17 protein-coding genes are annotated in these 18025 nt (G+C 68.1%); 7 read left to right on the forward strand and 10 right to left on the reverse strand.

Features of this window, described 5'->3' with window-relative positions:
* Window positions 1-3 precede the first annotated feature (3 nt).
* The 6 genes from H0B54_RS18925 to H0B54_RS18950 all read right to left on the reverse strand — a co-directional run bounded on the left by H0B54_RS18925 (window position 4) and on the right by H0B54_RS18950 (window position 7239).
* Window positions 4-1257, reverse strand: a complete 1254-nt coding sequence (locus H0B54_RS18925; RefSeq protein WP_188261621.1) for an MFS transporter — start codon at window positions 1255-1257, stop codon at window positions 4-6.
* A gap of 228 nt (window positions 1258-1485) precedes the next feature.
* Window positions 1486-3297 carry a carbon starvation CstA family protein gene (locus tag H0B54_RS18930; RefSeq protein WP_188261622.1) on the reverse strand — a complete coding sequence of 604 codons (1812 nt, stop codon included), beginning with the start codon at window positions 3295-3297 and terminating at the stop codon, window positions 1486-1488.
* A gap of 331 nt (window positions 3298-3628) precedes the next feature.
* On the reverse strand, window positions 3629-4348 hold the full coding sequence (btsR, locus tag H0B54_RS18935; protein ID WP_188261623.1) for a two-component system response regulator BtsR: 720 nt from the start codon (window positions 4346-4348) through the stop codon (window positions 3629-3631).
* The gene (locus H0B54_RS18940; RefSeq protein WP_188261624.1) at window positions 4345-6054 is read right to left on the reverse strand and encodes a sensor histidine kinase; all 1710 of its coding nucleotides are present in this window, start codon (window positions 6052-6054) and stop codon (window positions 4345-4347) included. The genes btsR and H0B54_RS18940 overlap by 4 nt, the downstream gene beginning before the upstream one ends.
* A 133-nt stretch (window positions 6055-6187) precedes the next feature.
* On the reverse strand, window positions 6188-6598 hold the full coding sequence (locus H0B54_RS18945) for a hypothetical protein (protein WP_188261625.1): 411 nt from the start codon (window positions 6596-6598) through the stop codon (window positions 6188-6190).
* 137 nt (window positions 6599-6735) lie between these two features.
* Window positions 6736-7239, reverse strand: a complete 504-nt coding sequence (locus H0B54_RS18950) for a septal ring lytic transglycosylase RlpA family protein (RefSeq protein WP_188261626.1) — start codon at window positions 7237-7239, stop codon at window positions 6736-6738.
* 669 nt (window positions 7240-7908) lie between these two features.
* On the opposite strand from H0B54_RS18950, the gene H0B54_RS30280 reads away from it, so the two are divergent.
* The 3 genes from H0B54_RS30280 (at window position 7909) to H0B54_RS18965 (ending at window position 10913) form a co-directional block, all read left to right on the forward strand.
* Entirely contained in the window at window positions 7909-9567 is a 1659-nt protein-coding gene (locus H0B54_RS30280; RefSeq protein WP_281390075.1) for a reprolysin-like metallopeptidase, read from the forward strand.
* Window positions 9568-9674: 107 nt separating this feature from the next.
* Window positions 9675-10031 (forward strand): Lin0512 family protein, encoded by a 357-nt coding sequence (locus H0B54_RS18960; RefSeq protein ID WP_014241764.1) that lies wholly within the window; start codon window positions 9675-9677, stop codon window positions 10029-10031.
* Between the two features lie 60 nt (window positions 10032-10091).
* A complete protein-coding gene (locus H0B54_RS18965) occupies window positions 10092-10913 on the forward strand; it encodes a hypothetical protein (protein WP_188261628.1) in 822 nt (273 codons plus the stop codon).
* Window positions 10914-10937: 24 nt separating this feature from the next.
* Here the strand turns inward: H0B54_RS18965 and H0B54_RS18970 are convergent, their stop codons facing one another.
* Complete coding sequence (locus H0B54_RS18970) at window positions 10938-11198, reverse strand: hypothetical protein (protein ID WP_188261629.1); 261 nt, start codon at window positions 11196-11198, stop codon at window positions 10938-10940.
* Window positions 11199-11352: 154 nt separating this feature from the next.
* Here H0B54_RS18970 and exbB point away from each other — a divergent pair, with 154 nt between their 5' ends.
* Genes exbB through H0B54_RS18985 form a run of 3 tightly spaced genes read left to right on the forward strand, consistent with a single transcriptional unit; the run spans window position 11353 to window position 13548 of the window.
* Window positions 11353-12285: a tonB-system energizer ExbB gene (gene exbB, locus H0B54_RS18975; protein ID WP_188261630.1), complete on the forward strand. Its 933-nt coding sequence runs from the start codon at window positions 11353-11355 to the stop codon at window positions 12283-12285.
* A 4-nt stretch (window positions 12286-12289) separates the two neighbouring features.
* The gene (gene exbD, locus H0B54_RS18980; protein ID WP_094304509.1) at window positions 12290-12712 is read left to right on the forward strand and encodes a TonB system transport protein ExbD; all 423 of its coding nucleotides are present in this window, start codon (window positions 12290-12292) and stop codon (window positions 12710-12712) included.
* On the forward strand, window positions 12709-13548 hold the full coding sequence (locus tag H0B54_RS18985) for an energy transducer TonB (protein WP_188261631.1): 840 nt from the start codon (window positions 12709-12711) through the stop codon (window positions 13546-13548). The genes exbD and H0B54_RS18985 overlap by 4 nt, the downstream gene beginning before the upstream one ends.
* A 47-nt stretch (window positions 13549-13595) precedes the next feature.
* Here H0B54_RS18985 and H0B54_RS18990 read toward each other — a convergent pair whose 3' ends face one another.
* The 3 genes from H0B54_RS18990 to H0B54_RS19000 form a co-directional block, all read right to left on the reverse strand.
* Window positions 13596-14222: a response regulator transcription factor gene (locus H0B54_RS18990; protein ID WP_188261632.1), complete on the reverse strand. Its 627-nt coding sequence runs from the start codon at window positions 14220-14222 to the stop codon at window positions 13596-13598.
* Complete coding sequence (locus tag H0B54_RS18995; RefSeq protein ID WP_246472615.1) at window positions 14206-15864, reverse strand: ATP-binding protein; 1659 nt, start codon at window positions 15862-15864, stop codon at window positions 14206-14208. Before H0B54_RS18995 ends, H0B54_RS18990 begins: the two co-directional genes overlap by 17 nt.
* A 162-nt stretch (window positions 15865-16026) precedes the next feature.
* Complete coding sequence (locus tag H0B54_RS19000; RefSeq protein WP_188261633.1) at window positions 16027-17286, reverse strand: Glu/Leu/Phe/Val family dehydrogenase; 1260 nt, start codon at window positions 17284-17286, stop codon at window positions 16027-16029.
* A gap of 293 nt (window positions 17287-17579) precedes the next feature.
* Here H0B54_RS19000 and H0B54_RS19005 point away from each other — a divergent pair, with 293 nt between their 5' ends.
* Window positions 17580-17972 carry a GreA/GreB family elongation factor gene (locus H0B54_RS19005; protein ID WP_188261634.1) on the forward strand — a complete coding sequence of 131 codons (393 nt, stop codon included), beginning with the start codon at window positions 17580-17582 and terminating at the stop codon, window positions 17970-17972.
* Window positions 17973-18025: the final 53 nt, after the last annotated feature.

The following is an 18025-nucleotide window of genomic DNA, read 5'->3' on the forward strand; positions in this document are numbered from 1 at the left end:
GCCTCAATCCCCCGCCGCCAATTCCGGCCGGGGCGGTCCCAGCGGGTCGAGCGGGGTGACGGTCGGCGTGGTCTGGGGCAGCGGGCGGAAGCTCGCCTGCGCCTCGGCGGGCGGCGGCGGGCGCATCCGCGTGCGCCACAGACCGTAGAGCGTCGCCGAGCCCGCCCCTGCGGCGATGAAGCCGAACAGCGCCTCCGGCCCGGCGAATCCCATGGTGGCCGAGGCCAGCGGCGGCCCGATGATCGCCCCCACCGAGTTGGCGAGGATCAGGCCGCCGCTGACCGACACCACGTTGTCCGGCCCGGCGTGGTCGTTGGTGTGGGCGGCGCAGACCGGGTAGAGCGTGAAGGCCAGTCCGCCGAACAGCGGCGCCACCAGCAGCAGCGTCTCCTGCCGCCCGCTGCCGTCCGCCAGGATCATGCCGACGCTGACCAGCGCCAGCGCCGCCGACAGGCCGATGATGACAGCGCGCCGGTCGAAGCGGTCCGACAGCCGCCCCAGCGGCCATTGCAGCGCCACCCCGCCCAGGATCAGGGTGCTCATGAACAGCGCCGTCCCCGACACCCCGAAGCCGGAGGCCGCGCCGAACACCGGGGCGAGGCCATAGATGGAGCCCGTCACCGTCCCGCTGATGAAGACGCCGACGACGCCCAGCGGTGACGCCTCGTACAGCCGCCGCAGGCCGTAGGATTCGACGTTCGGCAGTGTCGGCGGCGTGGTCCGCGTCAAGGCCACCGGCACCAGGGCGAGCGTCAGCAGAATGGCGATCAGCATGAAAATGCGCACGCCTGCCTCGTCGTCCAACTGCAACAGCTGCTGGCCCACCGCCGAGGCGGCGTAGAGCGTGACCATGTAGAACGACAGGATCTGCCCGCGCGTCTCGTTGTTGGCGGTGCCGTTCAGCCAGCTTTCGATGCAGATGTAGAGGCCGGCCATGCAGAAGCCCTCGGCCAGCCGCAGCACGGTCCACAACGGCACCGCGGCGAACAAGGCGTGCGACAGCGCCGCCGCCGACAGAACCGAGGCGAAGGCGGCGAAGGCGCGGATGTGGCCGACCCGCGTGATGACACGGTGGGCGAACAGCGAGCCGCCGGTCAGCCCGGTGTAGAAGGCCGCGGTGATCAGGCCCACCGCGACCGCACCGGACTCCGTGCCGGCCAGCCGCAGGCCGATGAGCGTGCTGAGCGCGCCGTTGCCCAGCATCAGGAATGCGACCCCGAGCAGGAGCGAAAGTACCGACCGTGCAACCTGCGGCATGTGTCCGACCACCTGTTCCTTTCACGAAAAACCGGCGCCGCAGCCCGGAGGCCACGGCGCCGGCCCTTGGATGGCACCCGCCGGATGGTGAATCAACCCTTGTAATTCGCGGATTCAGTGGCGTCTCAACCATTCCACAGAAAAGCAGAAGAGGCACCGCTGGGGGAGCAGCGATACCTCTTCCGGTTGAGCGTCCGATCGTCTCCAGGCGGGTCGCCCGGTGTCCGGTTATTCCGCCGGGGTGGCGATCAGCGTCTCAGGCAGGGTGTCCTTGCGGATGCGCAGGAGTTCCTTCCACTTCTTCAGCGCGGCGATCAGGATCACGAAGCCGAGCGACAGCATGATGATCGAGATGCCGGCGTTGAAGACGTTGTAGCCCTTGGCCAGCGGGTTCAGGTAGACGTTGGTGATCATCCAGTAGCCGGCGTAGTTCACCGTCACGAACAGGTAGGCCAGCGGGACGAGGCAGGTCAGCATGTAGACCCGCTTCTGGCCCAGGCGCAGGATGATCGTGGCGCCGATGATCAGGCCGACCGAGGCCATGAGCTGGTTCGACACCCCGAACAGCGCCCACACCGAGTTGATGTCGCCCGACGTCAGCAGGTAGCCCCAGGCCACGCAGGCCAGCACGCTCGCGGCGATCGAACCGGGCACCCAGTCGAGACGCTTCAGCGGGGCATAGAGGTCGCCGCCCAGGTCCTGGATCAGATAGCGGGCCACGCGGGTGCCGCTGTCCACCGCGGTCAGGATGAACACCGCCTCGAACATCACGACGAACTGGAAGAAGTAGGAGGCCAGCGTGCCGAACCACGGGATCCGGGTGAAGATTTCCGTCATGCCGACGGCCAGGGTCACCGCGCCGCCGGTGCGGCCGTAGAGGTCGAGGCCGATTTCCTGGCTGAGCCGCGGCAGATCGACGACCTGCATGTTCAGGGCCTGGAAGGCGGCGGGCGAGGAGTTGATGGCGAAATAGTCGGCCGGGTGCAGCGAGGTGGCGGCGATCAGCGCCATGACGCCGACCACGCATTCCGCCAGCATGCCGCCGAAGGCCACGGTGCGGATGTCGCTCCATTTGTCGATCAGCTTCGGCGTGGTGCCCGAGCCAATGAAGGCGTGGAAGCCGGAGATGGCACCGCAGGCGATGGTGATCGAGATGAACGGCCACACCGGGCCGGCCAGCACCGGGCCGCCGCCATGGATGAAGTCGGTGAGCGCTGGGAAGCGGATTTCCGGGTTGATGAAGACAACGCCGACGACGAGCGCGCCGAACACGCCGATCTTCATGAAGCTCGACAGGTAGCCGCGCGGGGTCAGAAGCATCCACACCGGCAGCGCCGTGGCGAAGAAGGCGTAGATCGGCAGGATCAGCGCGACCGTCTCGGCGTGCAGCGTCAGCCAGCCGCCCAGGACCGTGCCCTGGATGTAGGGGCCGGCGAAGACCGAGGCGGCGATGGCGGCGATGCCGACCTGGGTGGCGCCCTTGGACGAGCCGGTGATCTTCTCGTAGAGGCCGAGCGCGACGGCGATCGGGATCGTCATGAAGACTGCGAAGGCGCCCCAAGCGTTGCGCTCCAGCGCATGGACGACGACCATCGACAGACCGGCCATGGTGATGGTGATGATGAACAGCATCGCCAGACCGGTGCACCAGCCGGCGACGGGGCCGAGTTCGGCCTTCGCGACCTCCGACAGGGACTGCCCCTTGTGCTTCATCGAGGCGAACAGCACGACCGTGTCGTGCACCGCGCCGCCGATGACGCAGCCGATCAGCAGCCACAGGAAGCTCGGCAGATAGCCGAACTGCGCGGCCAGCACGGGGCCGACCAGCGGGCCGGCGGCGGCGATCGCCGCGAAATGCTGGCCGGCGTTCACCCACTTCTTGGTGGGAACGTAGTTTCGCCCGTCGGCCAGGATGTGGGACGGCGTCACCTCGGAATCATCGGCACGGAGCACCTTGCGCACAAAGAACACGCCGTAGAAGCGGTAGCAGAGGGCGAGGATGCAGAGTGTCGCGATCACAAATGTCAGGGCGTGATCCATGACAGCTCTCCTTGGAAGGAACTGCCGTCACGGTAGGCCGGGTTTCACCCTTCGTGTGGTGCTCTCCCCGGAGCGGCGTCCTGGCGTGGCGAGCGGTCGGAATGCGGGGATGAGCGGTGGGGGCTGTCTTTCCCTCTCCCGCCCCGGGGGAGGGTGGCGCCGAAGGCGCCGGGTGAGGGTAGAACCGAGGATCGAAGCGCTGATCCTTGCCGGACCCTCACCCTTCCCGCGCTTTGCGCGGGGCCCTTCCCTCTCCCGGGGCTCCCGGCGGCCAAGGGCCGCCTGACGCCGTCAGGGCCCCCCAGCGGGCGCGAGAGGGGGAGAGGAAGCATCACCCGATGCCCAGCCGGTCCTTCAGCGGGCCGAGGAAGCGGCGGCTGACCGGGATGCTCTGGCCGCCCAGCGTCTGGATTTCCGCCAGCCCGTTGTCGATCAGGCGGATCTCCCGGATGCGGTCGGGGTTGACCAGATATTGCCGGTGGCAGCGCACCAGCGGGGTGCGCTCCTGCAAGGTCAGCAGGGTCAGCTCGGTGAAACGCTCTTCCCCATCGGCGCCGACGACGAAGACGCCGCTCGCCTTGGAGGCCACGCATTCCACCTCGTCCAGCTTCAGCAGGGAGATGCGGTTGTGGCCGGTGCAGGGGATCAGCCGCAGCGGAGCGGCGTCTTTCAGCACGGCGAGGTCCTGCGGAGCCCGCTCGCGGCGCAGCCGTTGCAGCGTCTTGGCCAGCCGGGCCGGGTCCGCCGGCTTCAGCAGATAGTCGAAGGCGTGCTCCTCGAAGGCCTGGACGGCGTATTCGTCATGGGCGGTCAGGAAGACGATGCGAGGCATCCGCTCCGGATCGAGCATGCTCAGCATCTCCAGCCCGCTGACCCGCGGCATCTGGATGTCCAGGAAGACCAAGTCGGGCGGCTGGCGGTTGATGGCGCCGATGGCCTCAATGGCGTTGGCGCATTCCCCGGCGACCTGGAGGTCGGGGAACTCCTCCAGGAGACGCCGCAATTCCTCGCGGGCCAGCGGCTCGTCGTCCACGATCAGGACGGTCATCATGGCGCGGTCTCCGCAACGGCTGGGATGTCCAGGGGAAGGCGCAGGGTGATGCGGGTGAGGACGTCGGCCTCGCAGGCGACATCCACCCCGTAGCCGTTGCCGAAGCGGTTGCGGACGCGGCGGTCCACGATGGACATGCCGAGCCCGTCACCGCCCGGTTTCTCCTCGTAGAGGCCGGCGTTGTCCTCCACCGCCAGCAGCAGGTCGCCGCCCTCCCGCCGCGCCGCGATGCGGACATGGCCGGGGCCGAGGAGCTGCGACGTGCCGTGCTTGATGGCGTTCTCGACCAGCGGCTGGAGCAGGAAGGCCGGCAGCCGGGCGTGGCGCAGCGCGTCGGGCACGTCGATCTCCACCGACAAACGTCCGGTGAAGCGCGCCAGCTCGATCTGGAGATAGGCGCTGACATGCTCCACCTCGTCGGCCACCGTGGCCTCCTGGCTGGGGCGCTTCAGGTTCTTGCGGAAGAAGACCGACAGGCTCTGCACGAGCTGGCGCGCCCGCTCCGGGTCGTTGCGGATGACCGCGGAGATGGTGTTCAGCGCGTTGAACAGGAAATGCGGGTTCACCTGCGCGTGCAGCAGCTTGATCTCCGACTGGGCGAGCAGCGCCTTCTGCTGTTCGTAGCGCCCGGCGAGGATCTGGCTGGACAGCAGCCGGGCGATGCCCTCCCCCAGCGTGCGGTTGATGGTGGAGAACAGCCTGGTCTTCGGCTCGTACAGCTTCACGGTGCCGATCACCCGGTCGTCCTCCCCGACCAGCGGGATCACCAGCGAGGCGCCCAGCCGGCAGTTCGGATGGATCGAGCATTTGTAGGACACCAGATTGCCGTCGGCGTAGAGCACCTGGTTGTTGGCGATCGCCTGATAGGTCTGCGGCGAGGTGATCGGCGTGCCCGGCAGATGGTGGTCGTCGCCGACGCCGATGAAGGCCAGCAGCTTCTCGCGGTCGGTGATGGCGACCGCGCCGACGCCCGTCTCCTCGTAGATGATGCGGGCGACCCTCATGCTGTTCTCTTCGTTGAAGCCCTGGCGCAGCACGCCGTCGGCCCGCGCGGCGATCTTCAACGCCTTGGCGGAGAAGGCGCTCGACTGCTTGTCGATCAGGGCGCGGCGGTCCATCAGGATGCGCATGAACAGCCCCGCCCCCAGCGTGTTGGCGACGATCATCGGCAGAGCCACCACCTCCACCAGATGGACCGCCGCCGGGAAGGGCTTGGCCACCAGCAGGATGATCAGCATCTGAGCGACCTCGGCCACGAGGGTGACGGCGCCGACGCGCAGCGGGTCGAACAGCGGCTCGATGCGGCCCTGATTGACGAAGTGGCGGTGCACCAGACCGCCGATCAGCCCCTCCGTCACCGTGGAGATGGCGCAGGCCACCGCCGACATGCCGCCCAGCGAGTAGCGGTGCAGACCGCCGGTGAAGCCGACCGCCAGCCCCACCGACGGCCCGCCCAGGATGCCGCTCAGCACGGCCCCGATGGCGCGGGTGTTGGCGATGGAGTCGTCGATCTGCAACCCGAAATAGGTCCCCATGACGCAGAACATGGAGAAGATGACATAGCAGGCCAGCTTGTGCGGCCAGCGCACGGTGAGGTGCATCACCGGCAGGAACAGCGGCGTCCGGCTCAGCATGTACGCGATGACCAGATACACGCACATCTGCTGGAGCAGCAGGAAGACGAGGCTGAGATGCTCGACGGTCATGGGGGCGGGCACGGGCAGCGGGCGGCGGGATTGCCGGTCCGCAGGCTACCCCCGCCCGCCCCGCCACGGTATGATTCCAATCAATGGATGCGGCCGGGAGTTGGGCAGGAGTTTCCGGGCCGCCGCCATGGCTCTATGCGGCCAGCGCGCGGGCCTGCTCCGCCGTCGTCGGGACGGCGCGGGTGTTGGCGGGTGGCAGGCGCAGGCGGCCGGCCAGCCCCTCCAGGGAATCGTGCAGGCGCCGGCAGGGGGTGCCGTCCTCTCCCGGTTCGTAGATGCCGACGAAGGGCGCGCCCGGCTGGTTGGGGTCGAGATGCAGCTCGACGATGTGGGTGCGCGACGTGCAGCCGCGGACCAGCGGGTCGGCGGGGATCACCGTCCAGCCGCGCCGCAGGCAACGCTCGGCCAATCCTTCCACATAGAGCGAGGCGGACGGAAGGCGCTTCAGCGCCTTCAGCTCGGCGATGAGTTGGCGGACGTTGTCCACCTGCTCCAGGAACAGGCCGGCGGCGTGATGCGTGTCGCGGATCACGAGTTTGAGCATGGGTTGAAACCTCCTCTGTGCGCACGGCTCCGTCGCCCGCGGGGGCGCATCGGCGGCCTTCGCGGCGCCTCGCCGATGGGGCGGAAGCCTGCGCGTTGTGCGTTTGGGTGGGAAGCGTCAGACGGGACGCGGTTCCGCTACTCGGCGGCGCCCAGGTCCGTGCCGGTCAAATCCGGTTCGGGCCGTTCGGCGACCGTCACGGGCGGTTCGGCCGCCGGTTTGCGGTCGGGGTAAAGGGCGGCGACCATGCGCTCCAACCGGTGCCGCAGGGACCGGTTCGGCTGGTCGGAAGGCCGGGCCTCGACACGGACGTTCACCACGCCGTCCTCGATCATGCCCAGTTCGCCGGCGGCCTTTCGGGAGAGGTCGATCACCCGCCCCTTCACGTAGGGGCCGCGGTCGTTGATCACGACCTCGACGCTGCGCCCGTTGTCGGCGTTGGTCACCGTCACCCGGCTGCCCAGCGGAAGCCGGCGGGACGCGGCGGTCAGCCGGTTTTGGCTGAATCGCTCCCCCGACGCCGTGGTCCGGCCATGGAAGAAATCGGCGTAGTAGGACGCCTTCCCCTTGTGAACATAAACCGGTTCGATGTCCGGAACGTCCGGCGCTGACGCTGCTTCGAACTCGATCTCCTGTGGCACTGTGTCCTGCGGCACTGGCGGGACGGAGGCGATCTGTGCACCGGTCGAGCATGCCCCAACAGAAACAGCACAGATGGCGAGCGCAACACAGCCATACCGCACTCTTTTTCTCCCCCGTTGTTGTTCTGCGGCAACGGTTGCGGAATCTCCCCATCCTGTCAATCCGCGAATCATCGCCTATGCTGTGACAGGATTGTGTCTTAATAAACTTTAACGATTATATTTTGACCTGTTCTTGAATAGCGGCGGAGAATTCGGGCCTTTACCTTCAGGTTATTGTTCTCGGGTGTCTGCTGAAAATTCTGACAGTCATCCTCGGCTCAGAAGCCCACGTCATCGCACACCCGCGAACTTTCGGAAGGAAACTCGCGGGATCCCCGCAAGACGCTGAAAATCCGCTGAAAAAATTCTCACTCCCAATGTTGAGAGTGCCGTCTGCTTCATTGAAGCCCACTGGGATCTTCGCCATAAATACTGGCCGACAGAAAGACGAACGTCGAATATTTTCGCCAAAACTCATCGGAAATCGCATCGAATTTAGCAAAACACCGGACCATCCAGACGGAGTGCGCGGACATGAGCGAATTTCGGATTCCCGGTTCTGGCGAGAACGGGGACGGAATCGGCGATGATCGATCAAGCTCTGATGAAGCCGTTCCGGGCCCGGCAATGGAGACAGCCCGCCGGACGACGGGCGGCTCCGGTGACCCGCTGTTCCTCCGCGCCTTCGACAGCGGGCGCCGTTGGGGCGAACCGCCGGACGGCACCGCGACGGCGCCCTACACCCTCACCTACGGTTGGGTGGTGGACGCCGGCCTTCGCTACGTGCCCGGCTTCCGGCCTCTCGACGACAGCCAGCGGGCCATGGCGTTGCAGGCGATGGGGGAATGGAGCGCGGTCGCCAACCTCGCCTTCGTGGAATCGGCCGCGCCGATGACGGCGAATCTCCAGTTCCACATGAGCCAACTGGACGTCTTCCGCGCCTCCGGCATGGCCTACTATCCGAATTCGGCGGGCTCCTACATTTACCTCGACCCCGAATCGGCCGGTTACCGGACCTATGTGCACGAGATCGGGCATGCGCTGGGCCTGAAGCATCCCGGCGACTACAACGGCACCGGCAGCGGCACCCCGCCCTTCCTTCCTCCGTCCGAGGACAACCGGACCAACACGATCATGTCTTATTACGGCGTCTGGCCCGGCGGGCTGGGCGTTTATGACATCGCCGCGATCCAGCGCCTCTACGGCCCCAACCCCACCGTGCGCGCGGGCGACGACCTGTATCTCCTGACGCCGGGGGCGCCGGGGCGCTACCTCTGGGATGGCGGTGGCAACGATACCCTGTCCGCGGCGGGGGCAAACGTTCCCGTCACCATGGACCTGACGGGCGGCTGGGGATGGTTCTCGGCACAAGACTCGTCGATTCTCGCCCAGAACCAGTTCTTCGTCGGACACGGCACCCGCATCGAGAGCGTCATCGGGGGATTGGCGGGCGACCGGCTGACCGGTTCGTCCTTCGCCGACAGGCTGGAGGGCGACACCGGAGACGACACGCTGACCGGCGGCGACGGCGACGATCTTCTCGACGGCGGAACCGGCAACGACACCGTCCTCTACGACTTTCCCTCCGCCAACGCCTTCGTGACCGGCGATCCGTCGGGAAGCGGCGCGGACCTGATCGTCACCGGAGCCGGTGGCACCGACCGGTTGACCGGCATCGAGCGGTTGGCCTTCACCGACCGCATCGTCACCCGGCAGGAGGCCGCCGCCGCCCTGTCCCGCGCCGAGCCGGACCAGCGCGCCCTCGTTCGGGATGGAACCCGGAGCTACGAGGTGCGGATGGCGCCCTACTCCGGTCCGGTCGCCGGCCTGCGGAACCAATTTTTGGGGACGGCGTCGGGCGAAGCGGTCATCGGCAGCGAACAAGGCGATTTCATGAATCTCCTTGGCGGAAACGACGCCGCGCAGGGCGGAAGCGGAGGCGATGTGCTGGACGGCGGTGTCGGCTCCAACTTCCTGACCGGCGGATCCGGCACGGACACCTTCTACATCGATGGGCGGGGCGCCGGTGTCACATGGTCCACCGTCACCGACCTGCAACCGGCGGAATGGGCCATCGCCTGGGGCTGGACGGACGCCGTCTCCCAACTGACCTGGGAGGATCTGACGGGGACGGCCGGCTATCAGGGAGCCACCGCGCGGATCGACCTCGACGGCAACGGCGGCACCGATCTGAACCTGACCTTCAGCGGACAAACGCTGGGCGGCCTGCTTGCCGTGCCCGGCCAAGCCGGGACCGACGGCTACCTCGCCTTCCGGATCGGCTGACCGCTTTCCGCAGTTCGAAAAAATGGCGGCCCGGGAGCGGTGGGGCGGGGACTTTCCCGCATTCTGTTCAGAATTGATGAATTAAGGGCAAGGAGGGTCCCACGACCATGAAGCAGGTGATGTTCGTCGAACTCGGCATGGGCGCCGATCTGCACGGGCAGGACGTGACCAAGGCCGCCGTGCGCGCCGTGCGCAACGCCATCGAGCGCAATTCCATGCCCGGCATGCGCGCGCTGGTCGATGGCGACACCAGCCGGATGCAGGTCCGCGTTCATCTCGCCGTCCCGGCGGACGCGGACCGGCTGGACCTGGAGGCCGTCCGGGCCGTCTTCCCTTATGGGCAGGTGTCCTTCAACGTGGTGTCCGGCGGCATGCTGGCGCCCAGCGGCATCTTCCTGGCCGACAAGAACGACCGCAACGAGATGATCTACATCGTCAACGCCGCGGTGGAGGTCGGGGTGTAGGTCCTGGCGTTTGACTGCGGAGCGGTTGCCCCCACCGCTTTTTCGTGCCAGCGTCGGGGCATGAAGCGCGCGCTCCGAACCGCCCTGATCGCCGTCGGCATCCTCGCCGGCGGCCTTGTCACCCTGACCGTTGGGGTGGTGGCCGCCCTGCCGGTGATCGCCGACCACATCCCGCTGGAACTGTCGCGAGTCGTGATGAGCGACGGGCGGCGGCAGGTGGAGATGCAGGGCATGGTCCATGTCGCCAAGCCGGACTTCTACAGCGCAATCGCCCGCCACATCGCCCAGCGGCGTCAGGAAGGCTGGCTGGTCTTCTACGAGGAGGTTCGTCCCGACGACGCCTCCTCCCCCGCCGGGGTGGCCGACGTGCTGCGCCGCCTGGGGGCCGACTGGAACCCGGACAGCAAGCAGCATCCCTATGAGATGATGGCGAGCCTGCTCGGCAACGGCTTGGTGCTTCAGGACAACCGCGCCCTGATCGGCCCGCCGGGGCCGGACGCCCGCAACGTCGACGTCACCCTGTCGCAACTGCTGGCCGCCCTGCCGGCCGACGATCCCGACGACCCCGACCAGGAGACCATCGATCTGGCGCAGGTTCGGGACGAGTACGACAAGCTGCCGGGCTGGGTGCAGCGGCGCGTCCAGGCCGCCATCCGGATCATGCTGGCCACCACCGCGTCGGGTTCCATGGTGCGCGAAGCGCTGCCGCCCGCGCTGACCACGCTGCGCGAGGAGAAGGTGGTGGCGGCGATCAAGGCCGAACCGGACCGCAACATCCTGATCCTCTACGGTCAGGTGCACATCGGCCACATCCAGACCATGCTGAAGGACGCCGACGCCCGGTGGCGGACGGTCTCGTCGCAAGCGATCCAGGCGTTCTGAGCCGAGCTGGTCACCCGATATGGATCACCAGATTTTGCGGGCCAGTTCCTCGCCGCGAGTGGTGAGTTCCTCGAAGCGGCGGCGGGCGTCGTCCTCGGCGCTCCAGTCATCGGGGGCGACGACGGCTTCGGCGGCATCCGGACGGTCCGGCGCGCCGGGACGGCCACCTTCCGCCCCGTGGAGCCCGTAGACTTGGCCGTCGCGCGCTTCGATCACGGCGTAGCGGCCATCCCGCTCGACAAGCCGGAAGCTGCCATGTTCCGATACGGTCCGGACGTTGGGCATCGCACATTCCCCTGGCGGTTCACAATCCACGCCGTGAACAACCGCCACGATGCCCATTTGTCGCATAGCAGCAATATAGCACTTTATGGGTGCAAATGAGAGTCGTTCGCACTATACAGGAAGGAAGTCAGCCGCAAAGAAGTTCGAACCGCCAATGTTCACAGCGCTTCACACCCGTTCCATCGCCGCGATGGCCGCCGCCGGCACCTTCCTGTCGAGCGGAGTTGGCTGGGCGCAGGGCACCCCCGCAACCAACGGCGGCGCTCCCGCGGCACCGGCTTCCACGGCAGCGCCCATGACGGCGCCTGTGACGGCGCCCGCCGCCGACGCGCTGGCGGCGCCGGACGCTGCGGCGGGAGCAGTCGAGCATTTAACCGCCGCGACGGCGACGCTGCCGCACGACCTGTCCCCCTGGGGCATGTTCATGGCCGCGAGCCCTGTGGTGCAGGCGGTGATGATCGGGCTGGCGCTGGCCTCGGTGGCGACTTGGACCATCTTCCTCGCCAAGTCGCTGGAACTGTCGAAGGCCAAGCGCAAGGCGCGGACTTCCTTGGCGGCTCTGGAGCAGGCGCGCTCGCTGACCCAGGCGGCGGAGAGCATCGGCTTCGAGAAGACCCCGGCCACCGCCTTTCTGCGCGCTGTGATCGCCGAGGCGCACCAGTCCGCCGACGCCCCCTCGCAGGAGGGTTTGAAGGAGCGCGCGGCCTCCCGCCTGGAGCGGATCGAGGCGGCGGAGGGGCGGCGCATGATGCGCGGCACCGGCATCCTCGCCAGCATCGGCTCCACGGCCCCCTTCGTCGGGCTGTTCGGCACGGTGTGGGGCATCATGGTCAGCTTCATCGGCATCGCCAAGTCGCAGACGACCAACCTCGCCGTGGTGGCGCCGGGCATCGCCGAAGCGCTGCTGGCGACGGCCATCGGCCTCGTCGCGGCCATCCCGGCGGTGGTCATTTACAACGGCTTCGCCCGCTCCATCGGCGGCTACCGCGCCCAGCTCGGCGACTCCTCGGCGGCCGTGCTGCGGCTGCTGAGCCGCGACATGGACCGCCGCGCCCTGCCGCGCGCCGTGTCCAAGGCGGCGGAGTAAGGCCATGGCGGCGCGTCTCGACGACGGCGACGATCTCACCGAGTCGCACGACATCAACGTCACGCCCTTCATCGACGTGATGCTCGTGCTGCTCATCATCTTCATGGTGGCCGCGCCGCTGGCGACGGTGGACGTGCCGGTGGACCTGCCCGCCTCCACCGCCCAGCCGCAGCCGCGGCCCGACAAGCCCCTGTTCCTGACCATCCAGGCGGACAACAGCCTGTCGGTGGGCGACACCCCGGTGGCGCGGGAGGCCCTGGCGGCGGCGCTGGACGGCGTGACGAACGGCGACAAGGGCGCGCGCGTCTTCCTGCGCGCCGACCGCAGCGTGGATTACGGCGCGCTGACCGAGGTGATGAACGCGCTGCGCGCCGCCGGCTATCTGAAGATCGCCCTGGTCGGGCTGGAAGGCGCGGCCGCGAAATGAGCGTGGCGACCGTCGATCCCAACGACCTTCCGGAGGACGGCGAGCGCACGGCCCCCGCCCTGGCGCGCTGGGGCGGCAGCCTGCTGGTCGTGCTGGGCGCCCACGCCCTTGTCGCGGTCGGTGCGCTGTCCTGGCACGTCGCGATGGAGGAGGCGCCGGCGATGCCGCCCGCGGTGATGCTCGACCTGCCGCCGCTGCCGGAAACGCCGCCCGCCGAGCCGCCGACCCTGGAATCGATGCTCCCGGAGCCGGAGCTGCCGCCCGAGCCGGTGATCGAGCCGGAACCGGAACCGGAGCCCATTCCCGAGATCGCCCCGGAGCCGCCGCCGCCCGTGCCGGCGGAGGTCGCCCTGCCGGAACCGCCGCCCAAGCCGAAGCCCAAGCCCAAGGAAGAGCCCAAGCCGAAGCCCAAGGCCGAACCGCCGAAGCCGCGCCCGGAGCCTCAGGCGCAGCCCAAGCCGATGACCGAAGCCCCGGCCAACCCCGCTCCCGCCGCCCCGCCGTCGGGCGCTCCGGCCCAGGCGGCGCCGGTGCCACGCAACAGCAACGCTCTGCCCACGTGGCACGGCGCCGTGCTCGGCCATCTGGAGCGCTACAAGCGCTACCCCCGCATCGCCCAGATGCGGCGCCAGCAGGGCGTCCCGCAGGTGGCGATCACCATCGACCGGCAGGGCCGGGTGGTGTCGGTGCGGCTGCACAAGGGCTCCGGTTTCGAGGCGCTGGACGAGGAGACGATCGCCCTGGTCGAACGCGCCTCCCCGCTCCCGGCCCCGCCGCCGGAGGTGGCGCAGGACCGCATGGAGCTGGTGGTGCCGGTGCAGTATTTCCTGCGCTGAACCGACGTACGCATCGACCGCTCAAGTGCCGACGACCTGGATGCGCATCACGCGGTGTGCATCCACAGGCGCATGAGTTCCGGAACCGTCCGGATGTCGAGTTTGCTGAGGATGTTCGCCCGGTGGGTCTCCACCGTGCGGACGCCGATCCCGAGGCGGATCGCGATGGCCTTGTTGGCGCAGCCCTCCACCATCAGTGCCGCCACATCCCGTTCACGGGGGCTGAGAAGGGCCAGCTTCGCCAGGGCGGACTCCGCGGCGGAACGATCCCGGCGCTGGTGGGCATCGCGCTGCAAGGCCTCGTGGACACGGCGCAGGAACACGCCGTCGTCGAACGGCTTTTCCAGGAAATCGACCGCCCCACCCCGGAAGGCGGTGACGGCGGAACTCACCTCGCCATGGGCGGTGATGATGATGACCGGCAGGCCGCAGCCGCGCCGGGACAGTTCCTCCTGAAGCTCCAGCCCGTCCATGAAGGGCATGCGGAGGTCCGCCACCACGCAGCCCGGCTGCTCCGGGCTGTAACGGTGCAGGAATTCCAGCGCGTTGACGAAGGTGCGCACGGACAGGCCGGCCACCTCGACCAGAACGGAGAGCGCGTCGCGGACCGCCTCGTCGTCGTCGATGATGAAGACGGTCGGTTCGCCGGTGAAGGGATTATTGGTCTGGGTCATGAGACGGCCGGGTGTCGGAACGGGCTGCGGGCAGAAAGACTTGGAAAACGGAACCGGTCGCGCCGGTGCGGCCGAGCCACAGCCTGCCGCCGTGGCTTTCGACGATCGAGCGGCAGATGGGCAAGCCGAGCCCCATGCCCGCCGGCTTCGTGGTGGCGAAGGGCGAGTACAGATGGTCGACCATGCCCGCCGACACGCCGGGGCCGCTGTCCTCGACCTCGAAGGTCAAACCGTCCGGCGGCGTGGCCCGGACACGCAGGACGACCTCGCGCACCGGGCTGTCGGCCGCGGCGATGGCCTCGATGCTGTTGTGCACGAGGTTGAGGAGGACCTGCTCGATCTGGATGCGGTCGCAGAGCACGAGGGGAAGCGGCTCCGCCATATCCACCCGCAGCTGGACCCGGTTGTAGGCCGCGTCCCCCCGCACCAGCGTCAGCGTCTCGCGCAGGATCTCGCTGGCCGATTCCGGCGCCACTTGAAGCGACCCCTTGCTCAGGAAGGTGCGCAACCCGCGAATGACCTCGCCCGCGCGTTCCGCCTGGATCACCGCCTTGTCGATGAGTTCGTGGGCGCGCGGCGGCGTGTCGTCCCCTTCCAAAAGGCGCTGGGCGGCGCGGGCATAGCTTATGGCGGCCAGCAGCGGCTGATTCAGCTCGTGGGCAAGGGCGGATGCCATCTCCCCCGTCACCGTGAGGCGGGAGAGATGGGCCAGCTCGGTCTGGTGTTCGCGCAGCCGGACCTCGATCTCGCGCCGCTCGCTGACCAGGGCGCCGAGGAACAGGGCCGTGATGGCCAGCGCCAGCATCAGCGTCTGATGATAGACCACCGCACCCAGGGGAAGACCGATCGCCTGCAGCCCGGCGATCAGGCCGCTCTGGATGGCCAGGGCCGCCAGCACCGCGCCCGGCAGGCCGTGCGACACGGCCACCCAGACGAGGGGCAGGAACAGAACGTAGAACAGGTTGAACTGACCGTCGCCGATGGGCAGGAAGACCAGCAACAGGGCCGCGGCGATGGCCGCCGTCTGGGCGGCGGTGGGCGTCTTCGGCACGCTCCAGGCGGGCGTCCGGTCCGGCCGGTGCAGAAGGAGCACGAAGGGCGTGACCACGGCGATGCCGATGGCGTCGCCCAACCAGTATTGGAACGCCAGCGTCGGCAGGTCGGCCGCAGGCAACGCCCCGTCCAGGACGAACACGCCGACGAAGACGGGCGCCACGACGGCGGCGCTCAGGAAAGTGACGCCGACCAGCCAGCCGACGTCGCGCACCCGGTTCAACGCCAGACCGATCGCCACCCGGCGGCGCAGGATATGGGCGGCGGCCCCGTAGCCGGCGACGATGGCGAGGTTCGAGAGCAGCAGCGAGGAGATGGAGGCCGGATGCCCCCGCACCACCAGATCGGCCAGGATCAGCGTGGCGTAGACCATCGGCAGGCCGCGCGCGCCGGTCCACAGCAGAAGGGCCATGTAGAGCCCCGCCGGCGGGTTCCACGGCGTGATGTTGAGGCTCGGGCGGGGGTGGATGAAGGTCAGCCAGTCGATGGGCAGATAGGCCGCCAGGAAGGCAAGGGACAGCACGACCATGTCCCGGCCGGTCAGAATGGCAGGCGCTCCCGTCGCACGGCTGGCGGGTGGGAAAGGCATCTCAAGGCATTCTTTCGGGCTGCACGAGCGGAACGGCACGGGTGGACCAAGCACGGATCATACCGTCCAACCGGCGCGTTCGCCATGCGATGGGCGCCCATGCGATGGGCGCCTGTGCGACGGGCGGGAGCCCGGCGGGCTCCCATCACCGCGACGCACGGATCAGCCGACGAAGAACGGCTGCGTACCGTGCGCGGCGATGGCCTTTGACAGCCGTTCCAGCGCGTGCGCGTAGGCCGCCGTGCGCATCGGGATGTTTCGGGTCGTGCCCATGTTCCAGACCCGGCGGCCCTCGGTCTCCATGATCGCGCGCAGGCGCTCGTGAATCTCGTCGAGACCCCAATAGTAGCCCTGACGGTTCTGCACCCACTCGAAATAGGACACGGTCACGCCGCCGGCGTTCGCCAGGATGTCGGGCAGGACGACGACGCCGGCCTCGTTCAGGATGCGGTCGGCGTCCGGCGTGACCGGGCCGTTGGCGAGTTCCAGGACGACGCGTGCCTTGATGAGCCCGGCGTTGCCCTTGTGGATCTGATCCTCCAGCGCCGCGGGGACCAAGATCTCGCAATCGGTGCCCAGCAGCTCGTCGCCGGTCACCGCGCGGGCGCCGTTTTCGGTGTAGGCGGTCACCGAGCCGCCCCGCTCCTTGGCCGTCTGCACGGCCAGCGGGTCCAGCCCGTCCGCGCAGACGATGGCGCCGCGGGAATCGGACAGGCCGACGATGCGGTAGCCGTCCGCGTGCAGCAGGCGGGCGATGTGGAAGCCGGCGTTGCCGTAGCCCTGGATCACCACCCGGCGGGCCGATCCGGACAGGCGCAGATCCTCTTCCAGATGCTTGATGAGGTAGTAGCCGCCGCGCGCGGTCGCGTCGTCGCGCCCGAGCGAACCGCCGAGCGGCAGCGGCTTGCCGGTGATGACCGCCGGGCTCGGCTGGCGCACGATGGAGCTGTACTCGTCGGCCATCCACCCCATGATCATGGAGTTGGTGTAGACGTCCGGCGCCGGGATGTCGCGGTCGGGTCCGATCATGCCGGCGAAGGCCTGCACATAGGCCCGCGACAGACGCTCCAGCTCCGACTTGGACAGGCTGTGCGGATCGACCTTCACCGCGCCCTTGCCCCCGCCATAGGGCAGGTTCATCACCGCGCACTTGAAGGTCATCCAGAAGGCCAGCGTGGTCACCTCCTCCACGTTGGAACTCGGGTGGAAGCGGATGCCGCCCTTGGTCGGGCCGCGCGTGTCGTCGTAACGGCACCGCCACGCCGGGAAGGAGCGCCGCGATCCGTCGTCCATGCGCACGGACAGGCGGACGCTCAAGGTCTCCTTGGCGTATTTCAGCTTCTCGAGAACCTCGGAATCCACCTCGACGTGCTTGGCGGCTTCATCCAGGCGGCTCAGCGCCCCCGAAAGCAGATCGTCCATCACTTTCCCCATGGTTTCGGTCAGGAGCACCGAAGGTTGGCCGCATCTCCTTCCTGGAAGGTTCTGCTCACTTCCCCTAAGGCATATGACGGCTTTTCTACTGGGGAATAACCCGGATCAAAATATCCGTATTATTACGGAAACCCTGTAAGCTGCTGCAAAACAACAACAATTTTTTACAGACCGATCTGCGTCTTGCGCTCCGTAATCATACGGATGGCCGCGGACAATGCCCGTGGGCGAGAGTTCCTCCGGGTTTGAAACACCACCGCCGCGCAGTCGAGGACGCATCGATGACCGAGGGAACCGACCGGCCGCTGATCTGGATCGGACGCATGGATTACGGCCGCCTGCTGCGGGCAATGGACCGGCTGGCCGTGCAGGCCCCGGAGGTCTCGGCGTTCCTGTCGCGGGAGTTGGACCGGGCGATCGTCCGCCCGGAATGCGACCTCCCCCGGACGATCGTACGCATGGGCAGCCGGTTCCTGTTTCGCCGCGACGACGGCATGCCGCCCGAATGGGGGGAACTGGTCTACCCGGACCAATCGCCCAAGGACGACCAGATCACCGTCGCGTCCCCTCTGGGGGTGGCCTTGCTCGGCCTGCGAGAAGGGGCTCACATGCCGTACAGCGACGCGGACGGAACCACGCGCCGGCTGACGATCGAGCGCGTTCTGCCGGCCTGAGCCGCCTCCCCGGAAGCGAACCCGCTTCGCTCTTCATTTGCAAATGCGAATGA

The sequence above is a fragment of the Azospirillum tabaci genome, from assembly GCF_014596085.1.
Classification (GTDB): domain Bacteria; phylum Pseudomonadota; class Alphaproteobacteria; order Azospirillales; family Azospirillaceae; genus Azospirillum; species Azospirillum tabaci.